Annotated in this window: 9 protein-coding genes; 2 read left to right on the top strand and 7 right to left on the bottom strand. The window is 53.2% G+C overall.

The window, feature by feature from the left end:
* Positions 1–200: 200 nt before the first annotated feature.
* The gene (locus tag H0248_RS06535; RefSeq protein WP_180785224.1) at positions 201–1,655 is read left to right on the top strand and encodes a DASS family sodium-coupled anion symporter; all 1,455 of its coding nucleotides are present in this window, start codon (positions 201–203) and stop codon (positions 1,653–1,655) included.
* Positions 1,656–1,726: 71 nt separating this feature from the next.
* On the opposite strand, the gene foxA is transcribed toward H0248_RS06535, so the two are convergent.
* The 3 genes from foxA to metH form a co-directional block, all read right to left on the bottom strand.
* The gene (gene foxA, locus H0248_RS06530; RefSeq protein ID WP_180785223.1) at positions 1,727–3,838 is read right to left on the bottom strand and encodes a ferrioxamine B receptor FoxA; all 2,112 of its coding nucleotides are present in this window, start codon (positions 3,836–3,838) and stop codon (positions 1,727–1,729) included.
* A gap of 191 nt (positions 3,839–4,029) precedes the next feature.
* Positions 4,030–4,986 (bottom strand): helix-turn-helix transcriptional regulator, encoded by a 957-nt coding sequence (locus H0248_RS06525; RefSeq protein WP_180785222.1) that lies wholly within the window; start codon positions 4,984–4,986, stop codon positions 4,030–4,032.
* Between the two features lie 549 nt (positions 4,987–5,535).
* Positions 5,536–9,219, bottom strand: a complete 3,684-nt coding sequence (gene metH, locus H0248_RS06520) for a methionine synthase (protein WP_180785221.1) — start codon at positions 9,217–9,219, stop codon at positions 5,536–5,538.
* A 316-nt stretch (positions 9,220–9,535) separates the two neighbouring features.
* On the opposite strand from metH, the gene iclR reads away from it, so the two are divergent.
* The gene (iclR, locus tag H0248_RS06515) at positions 9,536–10,366 is read left to right on the top strand and encodes a glyoxylate bypass operon transcriptional repressor IclR (protein ID WP_180785220.1); all 831 of its coding nucleotides are present in this window, start codon (positions 9,536–9,538) and stop codon (positions 10,364–10,366) included.
* Here iclR and aceK read toward each other — a convergent pair.
* The 4 genes from aceK to metA all read right to left on the bottom strand — a co-directional run bounded on the left by aceK (position 10,361) and on the right by metA (position 16,407).
* A complete protein-coding gene (gene aceK / locus H0248_RS06510; protein ID WP_240345917.1) occupies positions 10,361–12,208 on the bottom strand; it encodes a bifunctional isocitrate dehydrogenase kinase/phosphatase in 1,848 nt (615 codons plus the stop codon). The two genes, iclR and aceK, sit on opposite strands and share 6 nt — an antisense overlap.
* A 49-nt stretch (positions 12,209–12,257) precedes the next feature.
* On the bottom strand, positions 12,258–13,565 hold the full coding sequence (aceA, locus tag H0248_RS06505; protein WP_180785219.1) for an isocitrate lyase: 1,308 nt from the start codon (positions 13,563–13,565) through the stop codon (positions 12,258–12,260).
* Between the two features lie 31 nt (positions 13,566–13,596).
* Positions 13,597–15,195: a malate synthase A gene (gene aceB / locus H0248_RS06500; RefSeq protein WP_180785218.1), complete on the bottom strand. Its 1,599-nt coding sequence runs from the start codon at positions 15,193–15,195 to the stop codon at positions 13,597–13,599.
* Between the two features lie 282 nt (positions 15,196–15,477).
* Positions 15,478–16,407, bottom strand: coding sequence for a homoserine O-acetyltransferase MetA (metA, locus tag H0248_RS06495; RefSeq protein WP_180785217.1), 930 nt, complete (start codon positions 16,405–16,407; stop codon positions 15,478–15,480).
* Positions 16,408–16,618: the final 211 nt, after the last annotated feature.

The following is a 16,618-nucleotide window of genomic DNA, read 5'->3' as shown; positions in this document are numbered from 1 at the left end:
CGCGCCACAGCAAAATCGCCCACCAATCAACTAATGATAAAAATTACTTAACTGACAATATTTAAAAAACAGAATCCAAATCAATAAGCCGATAATTTTACCTCACGCCTTCCCCAGTTAGCGCTATGCTCTCTTTATCCCTATAACTCCTATGGGTTATATACCCGTACCGCTCTGCTAGCCATAAGTAAGGAAAATGGATGAAGACGAAAACCTCGTATGGACTGAACTGGCTTCCGCTAATCATTATTCTCGCCATCGCCGCCTTTCTTTGGCAAATGGAACCCCCAACTGGCTTAAGCCCCGCCGCTTGGCACTCTGCCGTCCTTTTCGTCGCCACGATCGTGAGCATTGTCGCGAACGTTCTCCCGATTGGGGCTATCGGTATTATCAGTATCACGCTCTTTGCGCTAACGTACGCCGCGGGAGATACAACGGCCAGCGGCGCGATACAAACCGCACTCAGCGACCTGAACAGCTCGCTGATCTGGCTGATTGTTGTCGCTTTCATGATCGCGCGCGGCTTTATCAAAACAGGGCTGGGTCGCCGCATCGCCTTGCAGATGATCCGTATGTTGGGAAAACGCACGCTGGGTCTGGCTTACGGTCTGGCCTTTGCCGATCTGGTGCTTTCCCCCGCGATGCCGAGCAACACCGCACGCTGCGGCGGGATTATTTATCCCATTGCCGATTCGCTGTCCCGTAGCTTCGACTCCAAACCGGAAGATGCCTCACGCAGCAAGATTGGCACCTTCCTCATTACCTGTATCGGTAACGTTAACGATGTGACCGCTTCGCTGTTTATGACTGCTTACACCGGCAACCTGCTGGCGGTAAAACTGGCGGCCAACGCGGGCGTGACCATCACGTGGGGAAGCTGGTTTCTGGCGGCGCTGGTACCTTGTCTGATTTCTCTGGCCGTTGTCCCCTTGCTCGTCTACTGGCTGACCAAACCAGAAATTCGCCATACGCCAGATGCACCAAAACTGGCCGTCGCCGAACTGGCAAAAATGGGCAACATGAGCCGCGGTGAATGGTTGATGGCCTTCACCGTTGTCCTGCTGTTAGTACTGTGGATTTTTGGCGACAAATTAGGCGTAGATGCCACGACGGCTTCGTTCGTCGGGCTGTCTTTTCTGCTGTTAACCGGCGTATTGAGCTGGGAAGACGTGAAGAGCGAGAAAGGCGCCTGGGATACGCTGATTTGGTTCGCCGCCCTGCTGATGATGGCGAATCAGTTGAAAAAGCTCGGCTTCACCAACTGGTTTGGCGATCTCATCGGCAGCAACATCGGCCACTTAATGCAGGGAACCAGTTGGGTCTTGGTACTGTTGCTGCTGAATGCAGCCTATTTCTACACCCACTATTTCTTCGCCAGCGGCAATGCACAGATCGCCGCGCTTTTTGCGGTGTTCCTCGGTGTCGGGATCAACCTGAACATTCCGGCGGTGCCAATGGCATTCATGCTGGCGTTTACCAGCAGCCTGTACTGCTCACTGACACAATATACCCACGCACGCGGCCCCATTCTGTTCGGCGCGGGATACGTGCCCACCGCCATCTGGTGGCGCACTGGCTTCGTCGTCAGTCTGGTGAATCAGGCGATCTTCATGAGCGCGGGTCTACTGTGGTGGAAAGCGATTGGCCTGTATTGATCGTTAGCGAATACATGATGTGAAAAAGCCGGGGAAACCCGGCTTTCGTTTTAGTGCTGCAAAACACGCGATCAGAACGAGTAAGAGACGCTGCCGACTACGCTGCGTTCGGCACCGAAGTAACAGAACTCCAGCGAGTTACAGGAAGCCACGTAGCGTTTATCGGTCAGGTTATTGACGTTAAGCTGTGCACTTAGCCCTTTCAGACCGACCTTCGAGAGATCGTATCCCACTGCCATATCCACCAGCGTGTAAGACGGCAGCGTGTGGGTGTTGGCACGATCGGAGGTCACGCCGTTCACGTAACGCACACCGGAACCCATGGTCAGGCCATCCAGTGGACCGCTTTTCACATCATAGCTGGCCCAGGCGCTGGCCTGATTGCGCGGCGCATACACCGCACGCTTCCCTTGCTCACTCACATCATCACTTTTCTTATAGCGGATATCGGTATAGGTATACGCCGCTTGCAAGCGAAGGTTTTCAGTAATGTGGCTCACCGCCTCCAACTCCACCCCTTCCGACTCGATTTCACCGATGGAACGATACGGATCGCTGGGCTGATTTTTCGTGGCGACATTTTTCTGATTAATACGGAATACCGACAGGCTATATTGGTTCTGCGATCCTTCAGGCTGATATTTCACCCCAGCTTCCCACTGTTTGCCTTTCATCGGTTCGAGGATGTTGCCATTTGCATCAGCAAAACTGGTCGGCGTGAAGGCAGTGGAATAGCTCATATAAGGTGCTATTCCATTATCAAACAGGTAGAGCAACGCGGCGCGTGAACTGAAATTGTTCTTATCCAACTCGCCACGGCTGCCGCTATTCTTACTAATATTGGTGATTTTTACCTGATCGTGACGACCGCCCAGCGTTAAGCGCCAGCGCTCCCAGCTCATTTGATCTTGTAGATAGAGCCCCGTCTGTTGCAGCTTATGCTTTTCAAGCGTACTCGCGTACATTGCTGATGGGCCTGAACCGTAAACGGGATTAAACGCGTCGAGCGCTGGGAAGGAACCCGAAGGCCAGTCCACATTATTATTACGCTGCTGATAGTCGATCCCTACCAGCAGGCGGTGGTTAACCGCTCCGGTATCCACGCTACCATCGAGCTGATTATCTAACGTTAGCGCAGACAGCGACTCACGGGAACCCGAGTAATAACGGGTCAGCGTATCGGCGGTCGGCTGCGTCCAGCCATAGGCGTACACCTGATCCAAATGCACTTTGGTACGCAGATAACGCACTTTTTGGCGCACCGCCCAGCCGCTATCAAAACCGTGTTCAACGTTGTATCCCACCATGTTTTGCTTACGGTCGTATTTCTCATCATTCTCTTCCCCTTCATAGAAGGTGTTCGAGATTTTCCGCCCGTTGTGCGCGACCACCGTACCGTCATACGGCAACCCCGAGTGACTGCCGCCTTCTGGATCGCGTTGCAGGTACGCCATAAACTCCAGGCGGGTCTTGTCGGAAATCCGCCACAGCAGGCTAGGTGCAATCGCATAGCGTTCTTCTTTCAGCGGCCCAAATTGGGTATCCGCCTCACGCACCATCCCACCCAGACGAAATGAAAAACGTTCGTCATCATCCAGCGGACCGGTAACGTCAAACGCCGCACCGCGCTGGGCATTGTTGCCTGCAAACAACTTGATCTGTCCGCTGCGATCGAACGACGGTTGACGGGAATTCAGCGCCACAATCCCACCCGGAGAAGAACGCCCGTAGAGGACGGATGCTGGGCCTCTGACTACTTCAATACTGTCGAGAAACCAGGGATCGATAACCAGCGAGCTATGGGAGTTGGTATCCCCCATCATCTTCAGCCCGTCGAGATAGACGTTATCGAGGCTGCCGTCGGAAAAGCCGCGCAGCACCATGTAGTCAAAGCGGTTGGACGCGCCGATTTGGTTGTTGTACACGCCCGGCGTATAGCCGACCGCCTGACGAACGCTGGTCGCCCCCTGTTCCTGAATCTGCTCGCGCGTAATGATAGAAACGGCCTGAGGAGTCTCAATATCGGGCGTTTCCAGCTTCGTCGCGCCGCGTTGCGTTTGAGACGTCACGATTAACGTATCACCCTGAGAAGAAGAGGATGGCGTATCCTGCGCCAGTGCCGGCACCGTTAATCCACTGGTAAAACAGCCAACCACCAGCGCCAGCCGCGTTTTTCTGAACATGGGAATCTCCACAGACCTTATTATTGTAAATAAGAATTATTACCGTTTTTAGTCTTGCGATAGCTATGCGCAGTGACAACTTGTGTATGCACAATGACAAAACGGGAACTCAGCGAGAAAGCATCAAACGGGCAGCCAAGTGACAATATCTGGCATAAATAAGGCTCAGGATATTGATAAGAAAGGAAATGCTAGATGACCATGCGCGCATCGCTCGGCGCCATACCGTAACGCCGCCGAAAAGCCGTCGCAAAGTTGGTCGCGTGCTGGTAGCCCGACATCCAGGCCGCCTGCTGAACGCTGTATCCCTGCACCAGATAGCGCCGAGCCAGTTCCAGCCGGCAGTCACGCAGATAGTCAAAGACCGAATGACCATACGCCTGACGAAACTTGGTACGCAGGCTACTGGTGCTCATCGCGGCCAACTGCGCCAATTCATTGAGGGTGTACTCTTTTTCAGGCTGTTGCGCCAGAAGCCGCCGAACGTTCTCCAGCCGATCCTGCTCGCCGGGCGGAGGCAATACGCGCCGCTCTCCCCCACGTTGCCCGGATGACAGGCCTTGCCCTAGCAGCTGTAGCATCACGCCTTCCAGCATAAGCTGGCGCGATATCCCCGGAGTGGTATTTTCCAGTGCGTGCTGCAACCCAGATAATAAATAGCTGGGAACCTGCCATAGAAATGTCGGATTACCGCCCTGTTCCCACTCGTTCAGCAGCGAGCCCAACAGCGTATCCAAAGCAAAAGTGGTGGGGAAAATGCCCAGCGATACGGTGCGAAGATGACAATCCGCAAGGTGACTGGCGTTCATGACTAACGGGTCACCCAGCCGAGTGCTGAATGCCATACCAGACCGCACAACAAATTCCTTGCCGTTCAGACGCAGCGCGACGCGCCCTTCCAGCACCACCAGCGTATAAAACGGGCAACAGTGCAACGACGTCGATTCGTAAGGCTGCAACACCTGCACGTTAGAATTCGTCAGGCAAATCCCAGAGGACAGCGTCATCTCTTCGACATCGCCCTGCACCACGATACGCTTTTCTTTCGCGCGCTCACGGCAGGACGACAGCTGCGGGAAATGGTAATCAATCCCGTAACGTTCACCGATGTCGAAGAAATCCTCAATGGAAAAGAGTCGTTTTAGCATGAGCGGGGAGATACCTTCATCCTGTTTAACGCCCAGAATCAGGCCAGCGGTTAGCGGAAATGCGTGGAATAAAAACAGAAAAATGCTTTCTGCTTAATTGATGCTCACCTTACCATTACCATGAAATCGCATCAATAAGACTGATAACTATTCTCATCACAATCAATCTTGCATAGCGATAGGCTAAGAAGCAGAAAACATCTGTGTGCTAACCGGTTTTGCTTTTCAAGTGGCGTTAAAAATTATGCTGAGGCGAGCGAGAACGCCGTGTGAGCAGCATGGACGCTGCGAAAGCTAGTGCCGCGCCGGGAGCGCGTCACTAGCGGCACGACTAGCGTTCTCGAATGCCGAAGGAACCGCAAAGCGGCATAATTTCCGCCAAAAAGCCTGGGTTCTCAGGGCAGCGGCGACTGAGCGCCCTGAGCGGGCGTGGCGCTAGTGCCACAGAGAAATAATGTGGTTCATCACGTACGAAACGCCCCCTCGTTGGCATAGTTGAGACGACTAAATCTCTGGGGCTGATATTTCATATTCGACTTACGTCGAAACTTAATCAGCATCATAGCCGAGATTCGGCGCCAGCCAGCGCTCCACCTCACTCACATCCATCCCTTTACGCACCGCGTAATCCTCTACCTGATCGTGCTGGATTTGCGCGACGGCGAAGTATTTGCTGTCGGGATGGCTGAAGTACCAGCCGGATACCGACGCGCCCGGCCACATGGCATAGGATTCGGTGAGCTTCATGCCGGTATGCTTTTCCACATCCAGCAACTGCCAGATTTGCACTTTTTCCGTGTGATCCGGGCAAGCCGGATAACCCGGTGCAGGACGGATGCCCTGATAATTCTCGCGGATCAGCAGCTCATTACTGAGGTTCTCATTCGGCGCATAGCCCCAGTAGACTTTACGCACACGCTCATGCAGGTATTCCGCAAAGGCTTCCGCCAGACGGTCAGAGATCGCCTTCACCATGATCTTGTTGTAATCATCATGCTGAGCTTCCCACTGCTCGGCCAACGTATCTTCTTCCAGCCCACCGGTCACCGCAAAGGCCCCGAGATAGTCCGGCTTGCCGCTGGATTTCGGTGCCACAAAATCAGACAGGCAGTAGTTCGGGAAGTCGGTTTTCTCCGTCTGCTGACGCAGATGGTGGCTCACTGACAGCACCGTTTCACGCCGTTCATCGGTATAAAGCACTACGTCATCGCCAACGCGGTTCGCTGGGAATAAACCCACCACACCACGCGGATTCAACGCACCGCGTGCGGACAAGTCGTCCAGCATCGCGTTGGCATCGGCAAACAGGCGCTTGGCCTCTTCACCCACCACCTCATCTTCCAGAATGCGGGGATATTTCCCGGCCAGCGACCAGGTCATAAAGAACGGCGTCCAGTCGATATAGTTGCGCAGTGTTTCGATGCTGGCTGTCACCGCCTGCACGCCAAGCCGATGTGCAACGGGCGGCGTGTAGTTATCCCAATCCAGATCGGAAGCGTTAGCGCGCGCCGCTTCCAGCGTCACGGGCGGCGTTCTCGGCTTTTTACGCGCGTGCTGAATACGCACGGTTTCGTACTCTTTACGGGTACGTGCAACAAAGTCATCATATTGCGCACTGGACAGCAGCGCCGATACCACGCCGACAGAGCGCGAAGCATTCTGCACGTAGACCGTCGGGCCGCTATAGTTCTGCTCAATCTTCACGGCGGTATGTGCTTTAGACGTCGTCGCGCCACCAATCAGCAGCGGCAGCGTGAAACCCTGACGCTCCATCTCTTTCGCCACGTTGACCATTTCGTCCAGCGACGGCGTAATCAACCCGGACAGCCCGATGATATCAACATTCTCTTCACGCGCGGTCTTCAGAATTTTATCCGTCGGCACCATCACGCCCAGATCGATAATCTCGTAGTTGTTACATTGCAGCACCACGCCAACAATATTCTTGCCGATATCGTGGACGTCACCTTTTACCGTCGCCAACAGGACTTTCCCAGCGGAACTCCCTTTGTCTTTACTGGCTTCAATGTAGGGTTCAAGGTAGGCCACGGCCTGCTTCATCACGCGGGCGGATTTCACCACCTGCGGCAAAAACATTTTACCCGCACCGAACAGGTCGCCGACCACGTTCATGCCGTCCATCAGCGGGCCTTCAATGACCTCGATCGGCCGCGTCGCCTGCTGGCGCGCTTCTTCGGTATCCAGCTCGATAAATTCGGTAATGCCTTTAACCAGCGAATATTCCAGACGCTTCTTCACATCCCAGCCGCGCCACTCCGCCTGTGTTTTGCTGCCTTCATCTTCCGTTTTGCTGCCGCGATACTTTTCCGCCAGATCGAGCATACGCTCAGTGGCATCGCTGCGACGGTTAAGGATCACATCTTCAACCGCATCGCGTAGTTCAACAGGAAGATCGTCATAGATCGCCAACTGGCTGGCGTTCACGATCCCCATGTCCATACCGTTGCGGATCGCGTAATAGAGGAAGACGGCGTGGATCGCTTCACGCACCAGATCGTTGCCGCGGAATGAGAAAGAAACGTTGGATACACCACCGGAGATCATCGCATGCGGCAGTTGCGCCTTAATATCCGCACAGGCTTCGATGAAATCCACCGCGTAGTTGTTGTGCTCATCGATCCCCGTTGCCACAGCAAAAATGTTCGGATCGAAAATGATATCTTCCGGTGGGAAACCGACGTCTTCCGTCAGGATACGGTACGCCCGGCGACAAATTTCAATTTTACGGGCGCGGGTATCCGCCTGACCGACTTCATCAAACGCCATCACCACCACAGCCGCGCCGTAGCGCCTTACCAGCTTGGCGTGATGCACAAAGGCCTCAACGCCTTCTTTCATGGAAATCGAGTTAACAATTCCCTTACCCTGAATACATTGAAGCCCTTTCTCAACCACCTCCCACCGAGAGGAGTCGATCATGATCGGCACGCGGGCAATATCCGGTTCACCGGCAATCAGGTTCAGGAAACGGACCATCGCCGCTTCCGCATCCAACATACCTTCATCCATGTTGATGTCGATGATCTGCGCGCCGCTTTCCACCTGCTGACGGGCGACGTCCAGCGCTTCGTTATATTTTTCTTCTTTGATCAGACGCTTAAAACGGGCGGAGCCGGTGACATTCGTTCGCTCCCCGACGTTAACAAACAGCGTGTTGGCATCGATATTCAGCGGTTCCAGGCCGGATAGGCGGCAAGCCACCGAAATCTCCGGCAACTGGCGCGGCGGTACACCTTCCACCACTTTTGCCATCGCGGCAATGTGCGCAGGCGTCGATCCACAGCAACCGCCAACGATATTCAGAAAACCGGCCTGTGCCCATTCACCGATATGCTTCGCCATATCGGCCGGATCCAGATCATATTCTCCGAAGGCGTTAGGCAGCCCTGCGTTCGGGTGCGCACTCACATAGCATTCTGAAATACGTGACAGTTCAGCGACATACTGACGCAGTTCATCCGGCCCCAGCGCACAGTTCAAACCGAAAGATAGCGGACGGGAATGACGTAAGGAGTTGTAAAACGCTTCTGTTGTCTGGCCAGACAGTGTACGCCCTGACGCATCCGTGATCGTGCCAGAAATCATCACCGGCAGCTCGATGCCCAATGCCTCAAACTCGCTTTCTACCGCGAAGCTCGCCGCTTTAGCGTTCAACGTATCGAAGATGGTTTCGATCATGATCAGATCGACTCCGCCCGCGATCAATGCACGTGTCGATTCGCGATACGCTTCCACCAATTGATCAAAACTGACGTTACGGTATGCCGGATCGTTAACATCGGGAGAGATAGATGCAGTACGGTTCGTCGGGCCAAGGACACCGGCAACATAACGTGGCTTATCCGGCGTTAAGGCCGTCCATTTGTCCGCGCTGGCACGCGCCAGCTGTGCAGCAACGGTATTAATTTCCGCCGACAACGCCTGCATATCATAGTCCGCCATCGCAATGGTGGTGGCGTTGAAGGTGTTGGTTTCGAGAATGTCGGCACCGGCTTCCAGATAGGCGTCATGGATTTCGCTAATCACCTGCGGCCTGGTTAGCACCAGCAGATCGTTATTTCCCTTCACATCGCTCGGCCAGTCAGCAAAGCGCTCACCGCGATAATCTGCTTCCTGCAGGCGATAACCCTGGATCATGGTTCCCATACCACCATCCAGCACCATAATGCGTTGCGCCAACTGACGCCGCAATTCGTCTACCCGATTACTCACGCGAACCCCATCCCCGGCCAATAAATACGATATGTTGTGTCTATACCCTAAATAATTCGAGTTGCAGTAAGGCGGCAATCGCACGAATCCCCAGGAGCTTACATTAGTAAGTGACTGGGGTGAGTAAGGGAAGCCAACGCACATGCAGCTTGGAGTATGACTGGTATATCCTAGCATAAGTTATGAGCACGCTAACGCGGTGTAGCATGAGACTTTTTCAGGTCATTTACCGATAAAAAGTGCAGAGAAAGAAGAGTTGCATTCTGCGGTGAAAAAACGAAAATCAATTCCATTACCATAAAAAGGAATCGACGCCATGACGCCACCAGAGCCAGCCAAACGCGGGAAAAAACCCAGAGCCAGCGCAGGCACCGCTGCACAGCCAACCGGGCAGGTGCAGTCGCTGACCCGTGGCCTGACGCTGCTTGAATATATCGCCAAAGCCAACGGCAGCGTGGCGCTAACCGATCTCGCTCAGCAGGCCGGTTTACCGAATTCCACAACCCACCGTCTGCTCACCACCATGCAGCAACAGGGCTTTGTGCGTCAGGTTGGCGATTTGGGGCTGTGGACGATTGCTTCACACGCATTTATCGTCGGCAGCAGTTTTCTGCAAAGCCGCAACCTGCTGGCGATTGTGCATCCGATAGTACGCAAGTTAATGGAAGATTCTGGTGAAACCGTCAATCTGGCCGTGCTCGATCAGACTGACAGCCAGGCGATCATCATCGATCAGGTGCAGTGTACGGCGCTGATGCGTATGTCTGCACCGATTGGCGGTAAGTTGCCAATGCATGCTTCCGGTGCTGGAAAAGCCTTTCTGGCGCATTTTCCCGATGCGCAGGTCACTCAATTGCTACACAAGAAAGGGCTGCACGGCTACACACCACACACCTTGAGCTCTCCACAAGCGTTGAAAGAAGATCTGTCGCTGATTCGCAAGCAGGGCTATTCGTTCGATGACGAAGAGCACGCGCTGGGGCTGCGCTGTATCGCGGCCTGCATTCTGGATGAACATCATGAAGCGTTCGCCGCCATTTCCATCTCCGGCCCCGTGTCGCGCATCACGGACGATCGCGTCACAGAACTCGGCGCGCTGGTGATCAAAGCCGCGAAACAAGTCATGCAGGAATACAGTGGGTTATAAGCAAGATGTATCCTCATCAGATCTTTTAGGCACATTTTTATGTAGATTAGGGGAAAATTTCGTGCGCGATAATGCCGTCATTTTCATGCTACTCCCTAGCATGCGCCCGACACGGGACGGCTCAGCGCGTTGACTAAAACGCTTGCGGCGTCGATAGGCGTAAACATCCTCAATGTGCCCGTCCCTGATGCGCTGCTGTAATGCTCGCCAGTAATCCGCACAAAACAGATCGCCGTGCATTTCCTCAAACAGCGTACGAATGTGGCGGTCGCTACACAGGAAATGGGGAAATTCTTCGGGAAATACGTCATTCGGCGCGACGCTGTACCAGGGCTCGGCGGCCAGTTCGTCCTCTGGGTAACGCGGCGGCGGGATTTTGCGGAAATTTACTTCAGTCATGTAGCAAATTTCATCGTAGTCGTAAAATACGACTCGCCCACGACGCGTGACGCCGAAATTCTTGAATAGCATGTCACCGGGGAAAATATTAGCCGCGGCCAGCTGTTTGATGGCATTGCCGTATTCTTCAATCACATCGTGCAACTGCTGTGCGCTTGCCTGTTCCAGATAGAGGTTCAGCGGCGTCATCCGGCGTTCCATGTACAAGTGTCGGATCACCAATTGATCGCCTAGATCTTCCAACTTTTCCGGTACCTCACGCCAAAGCTCATCCAGCAACTCTGGACTGATACGATGCTTATCAATGACGAAGTTTTCATATTCCTGCGTATCCGCCATACGCCCTACGCGATCGTGCTCTTTCACCAACTGATAACACGCCATGACCCGCTCTGCACTTACCTCTTTCTGCGGTGCGAAACGATCTTTGATGACCTTAAATACGCGATCGAACGACGGCAGCGTAAACACCAACATCACCATCCCTTTCACGCCGGGAGCGATAATAAACTGCTCTTCTGATTCGGCAATGTAGTGCAGATATTCGCGATAATACTCAGTTTTGCTGTGCTTCTGGCAGCCAATGGCCAGATACAGCTCCGCCGTCGTCTTCCCCGGCAAAATGTCACGCAGCCAGGCCACCAGCGCCGACGGCAACGGGGCATACACCATGAAGTAAGAGCGGGCGAAACCGAACACAATGCTGGCGTCTGCCTGACTGGTTAAGCAGGTATCAATAAATAGCGCCCCGCGTTCGTTGTGATGAATCGGCAGCAGGAACGGAAAGACACCGTCAGGGAGCGACAGTTTTCCCACCAGCCAGGCCGCTTTGTTACGATAAAACAGCTCATTAGCCAGCTGTAATGTCGCCTGCGCAAGCTGCTCCGCTGAGAAGGTACGTTGCAAATACGCAGTGATATAACCAATATCACGCGGCAAATCTTCCCACGGTAGCCGCAGCGGCACATCGCTCAGCAGCTTTTCCAGCATGTTCTGCCAGCCGTCAGTGGGAACAAACGTCTTGGCGATAGGCCGGGGGATTTCACGAAAACGCTGTTCAGGCTGAGAGCTGAAAACAAACAGCTTATCAGGCGTCAGTTCCCGGTGGTTGAACAGCCGACAGTAGACGGAATTAAAGAAACTCTCGGCAATCTCAAAACGCGGGTAGTCCGGCAGTAAGCGGGTGTAGATATGCTTCACCCGAGCCAAAAAATCCGCATCATCGCAGCGAATACCCGTAATACAGCGCAGCTGTTCAACCACCAGACCAACGTGGTGATCGTAGAGGTGAATACGCTGTTTCATTGCCTGTTGTACGGCAGGCCAGTCAGCCTGTTCAAAGCGCTGCTGCGCCCCTGCCGTCACTTCGAGAAAACGTCCATATTGCGCATCAAACCCTTGCAGGATCGTCTGCGCCACCAGCTTTTCAAGGTCACGCGTCATCATGATCTCCCGATGAAACCCGGCCAGCCGAACACTGACCGGGTTAGGATCAGAACTGTTGTTCTTCCGTCGATCCCGTCAGCGCCGTCACTGAAGACTCGCCTCCCTGAATGATGTTCGTCACCTTATCGAAGTAGCCGGTCCCCACTTCCTGCTGATGCGATGAGAAGGTATAGCCGTCTTTAATCGCCTCAAATTCAGGCTGCTGCACTTTTTCTACGTAGTGCCGCATCCCCTCGCCCTGCGCATAGGCATGCGCCAGATCAAACATGTTGAACCACATGCTGTGGATGCCGGCCAGCGTAATGAATTGGTACTTGTAGCCCATCGCCGACAGCTCATCCTGAAAACGTGCGATCGTGCTGTCATCCAGATTCTTCTTCCAGTTAAAGGAAGGGGAACAGTTGTACGCCAGCAACTTACCGGGGAACTTCGCGTGGATAGCCTCAGCAAAACGACGCGCCAGCGATAAATCCGGCGTTGAGGTTTCGCACCACACCAAATCGGCATACGGTGCGTAGGCCAGACCGCGGCTGATTGCCTGCTCGATCCCGGCTCGCGTGCGATAGAAGCCTTCCACCGTACGTTCTCCGGTGATGAAATCACGGTCATGCTCATCGCAGTCGGACGTCAGCAAATCCGCTGCATCCGCATCGGTTCGCGCAACCAGTAAAGTCGGCACACCTAAGACATCCGCCGCCAGCCGCGCCGCAACCAGTTTCTGAATGGCTTCCTGCGTCGGCACCAGCACCTTGCCCCCCATGTGCCCGCATTTCTTCGCCGATGCTAGCTGATCCTCAAAATGAACCGCCGCAGCCCCCGCTTCGATCATCGACTTCATCAGCTCAAACGCATTCAACACGCCGCCAAATCCCGCCTCCGCATCCGCCACAATCGGCAGAAAGTAGTCGGTATGACGCTTATCGCCCGGTTCAATGCGGTTCGCCCACTGAATCTGATCGGCACGTCGAAAGGTGTTGTTGATGCGTTCAATCACCGCAGGTACGGAGTTCGCCGGGTAGAGCGACTGGTCGGGATACATACTGGACGCCAGATTTGCATCCGCCGCTACCTGCCAGCCGGAAAGGTAAATCGCTTCGATGCCCGCTTTCGCCTGCTGTAAAGCCTGCCCTCCTGTCAGCGCGCCCAGGCAATTCACATAGCCTTTACGGGCGTCACCATGCAGCAGGTTCCACAGCTTTGCCGCGCCGAGCTGCGCTAGCGTGCATTCCGGGTTCACCGATCCCCGTAGATTAATCACATCTTCTGCGCTGTAGGGGCGCGTAATCCCTTCCCAGCGGGCGGTTTTCCACTCTTTTTCGATATGCTGGACTTGTTGGGTGCGAGAGGTCGTCATAGCAGAGGTTCCTTTTTATTATCAGTCAGGATTAATCAAGCAATGCGTAGCCAGGTAGCGTCAGGAAGTCGATCAGCTCATCTTGCGTGGTAATTTGCTCCATCAGCAGAGCCGCTTCATCAAAGCGCCCTCCGCTGAAACGGGCATCACCGAGTTCCTCCTGAATCACAAACAGTTCTTCGGCCAGCATCTGGCGGAACAGCGCTTTGGTGATCACACGGCCATCGCTCAACGTCTTGCCGTGGCGAATCCACTGCCAGATTGAGGTGCGGGAGATTTCTGCCGTTGCCGCATCTTCCATCAGCCCATAAATCGGGACGCAGCCATTACCAGATATCCATGCTTCGATGTACTGCACCGCAACACGGATATTCGCGCGCATCCCCACTTCCGTGCGCTCTCCTGGGCAAGGCTCCAGCAATTCCTCAGCGTAAATGGGGGCATCCTGTTCACGGCTGATATCGAGCTGATTTTTACGCTCACCTAACGCCCGATCGAACACTTCCATCACCGCATCGGCCAGTCCCGGATGCGCCACCCAGGTACCATCGTGACCATTGTGAGCTTCCAGCTCTTTGTCTTTACGTACCTTATCCAACACCCAGTTATTGCGTTCCGCATCCTTACTCGGAATGAACGCCGCCATCCCGCCCATAGCGAACGCGCCGCGACGGTGACAGGTTTTGATTAACAGCCGCGAGTAAGCGCTAAGAAAGGGTTTTTCCATCGTCACCGACTGGCGATCGGGCAGAACGCGATCGCCGTGGTTCTTTAATGTTTTGATATAACTGAAGATATAATCCCAGCGGCCGCAGTTCAGCCCAACGATATGGTCACGTAAGTGATAGAGAATTTCGTCCATCTGGAAAACGGCAGGCAGCGTTTCAATCAACACCGTCGCTTTAATCGTCCCGCGCGGCAGATCAAAGCGATCTTCCGTGTAACAAAAGACATCATTCCACCAGGCCGCTTCCTGCCATGATTGGGTCTTTGGCAGATAGAAATAAGGGCCACTACCTTTCTTCAGCAGTTCCTGATAGTTGTGAAAAAAGTACAACGCGAAGTCGAACAGACTGCCGGGAATTGCTTCCCCCTGCCAGGACACGTGTTTTTCGGGCAGATGTAAACCGCGCACGCGGCAAATCAATACGGCAGGGTTGGGTTTCAGTTGGTAGATCTTTCCTGTTTCATTGATGTAGGAAATCGTACCGCGTACGGCATCACGCAAGTTGATTTGCCCATCGATCACCTTTTCCCATCCCGGTGACAGCGAATCCTCAAAGTCCGCCATGAAAACTTTCACGTTGGCATTTAATGCATTGATCACCATCTTGCGTTCGACCGGACCGGTAATCTCAACGCGACGATCCTGAAGGTCATCGGGAATACCGCGTATTGTCCATGCCTTATCAAGAATGGAAGCCGTTTCTGAAATAAAATCAGGCAGCTTACCCTGATCGATATTACGCTGTTGTACCTGCCGCTCGGCGAGTAATTGATTACGGGCTGGCGTGAAACGTGCGACCAGCTCTGTTAAGAAATCAATCGCTTCTTCCGTAAGAATTTGCTTCTCACCTTCACCAAAACGCTGACTAAACGCCAATTCTCTGTTTATCGTCTGCTGCATCATTCGTGGTTCCTTTTCAGATTCCGCTTCATTTATCAACAACCGCCAAATCGGCAAACCGGTATGTACATTTCTTAGCCGACAGAATTAAGCGTAATACAATAAAAAACAAAATCAAAAACAATTTCCATTTTAATAATAAAGTAAAAATAACCACATGATAAAAATGAAAATTAAAATCAAAAAGGAAGAGAAATAACTTTCACTAACCAACAGAAATGAAAGAGTTCAGCACGAAAAAGAAAGGCACCTCAAAAGGTGCCTTAGAGAAAAAAAGGGAATGGGTTAGTCCAGCGTAGGGTTCATCCGGCGTAAATCGTAAGGCGTAATCTGGTAAACATAGTAATTCAGCCAGTTAACAAAAAGCAGATGACCGTGGCTACGCCAGCTCGCTTTCGGTGCCAGTTCAGGGTTGTCATCGGGGAAATAATTCACCGGAACGGCCGGATCCAATCCAGCGTCGCAATCACGGAAAAACTCCCCCGCTAGCGTCGAGACATCATACTCTGGGTGTCCGGTAACAAACGCCAGACGCTTATCTTTGCTGGCAAACAGATAGGCTCCGGCCTGCTCCGACTCAACCAGAATCTCTAAATCCGTCTGCTGACGAATGACATCAGCAGGGAAATCTGCATAGCGTGAATGTGGTGCCAGGAACGTTTCATCAAAGCCGCGGGTCAACAACGCATGAGGTTGCAACGTTTGATGTAGGTAAACACCGGATAGTTTTTCCTTACGCGTCATCTTGGGAATACCGTAGAGGATATTGAGAGCAGCCTGCACAGCCCAACACACGAATAATGTGGAGGTAACATGCTCTTTTGCCCACTCGATGACACGTGCGATCTGTGGCCAATAAACAACATCGCAGAAATCGACTAATCCCAGCGGTGCGCCAGTCACAATCAGGCCATCAAAATTTTCGTTTTGGATGTCATCGAAATCGCAGTAGAAGTTATTCAAATGCTCAGCCGGCGTATTCTTTGATTCACGACTATCGATACGCAGCAGTTGGATATCGATCTGTAAGGGGGAATTGGATAACAGGCGCAGAAACTGATTTTCAGTCTCGATCTTTTTAGGCATCAGGTTCAGAACCAGCACTTTGAGGGGACGAATTTCCTGCGTTTTAGCACGCGAGGACGTCATCACAAAGACGTTCTCATTCCGCAGAAAATTAACGGCTGGTAACTCATCAGGAACCCGAATTGGCATAACCTTATATCCTCAAAGCATACGTTTAAACGTTTAGACATCCAGATGCCCGAAGATAGCGAGTTTTCGTTCTAATGTCGAGCGCTCAGAGCATAAGGTGAAAATGTTTCACGAAACCTAGTATGCGTCATCAGTGCGACTTCTGCTGAATGCGTTTAAGCGCGTCAGAATCACTCAGGGGAAAAGTCCATAGCAAAAAGCCCCTGTCTTG

It is taken from the genome of Pectobacterium brasiliense, from assembly GCF_013449685.1.
Classification (GTDB): Bacteria; Pseudomonadota; Gammaproteobacteria; order Enterobacterales; family Enterobacteriaceae; genus Pectobacterium; species Pectobacterium brasiliense_A.
Note: the sequence above shows the minus strand (reverse complement) of the source record. Positions and strands in the feature narration are given on the sequence as shown.

Coding starts and splice junctions, on each gene's coding strand:
- H0248_RS06525 (WP_180785222.1), bottom strand. CDS start 4,986: ATGCTAAAACGACTCTTTTCCATTGAGGATTTCTTCGACATCGGTGAA.
- metA (WP_180785217.1), bottom strand. CDS start 16,407: ATGCCAATTCGGGTTCCTGATGAGTTACCAGCCGTTAATTTTCTGCGG.
- H0248_RS06535 (WP_180785224.1), top strand. CDS start 201: ATGAAGACGAAAACCTCGTATGGACTGAACTGGCTTCCGCTAATCATT.
- aceK (WP_240345917.1), bottom strand. CDS start 12,208: ATGACGCGTGACCTTGAAAAGCTGGTGGCGCAGACGATCCTGCAAGGG.
- aceB (WP_180785218.1), bottom strand. CDS start 15,195: ATGATGCAGCAGACGATAAACAGAGAATTGGCGTTTAGTCAGCGTTTT.
- foxA (WP_180785223.1), bottom strand. CDS start 3,838: ATGTTCAGAAAAACGCGGCTGGCGCTGGTGGTTGGCTGTTTTACCAGT.
- aceA (WP_180785219.1), bottom strand. CDS start 13,565: ATGACGACCTCTCGCACCCAACAAGTCCAGCATATCGAAAAAGAGTGG.
- iclR (WP_180785220.1), top strand. CDS start 9,536: ATGACGCCACCAGAGCCAGCCAAACGCGGGAAAAAACCCAGAGCCAGC.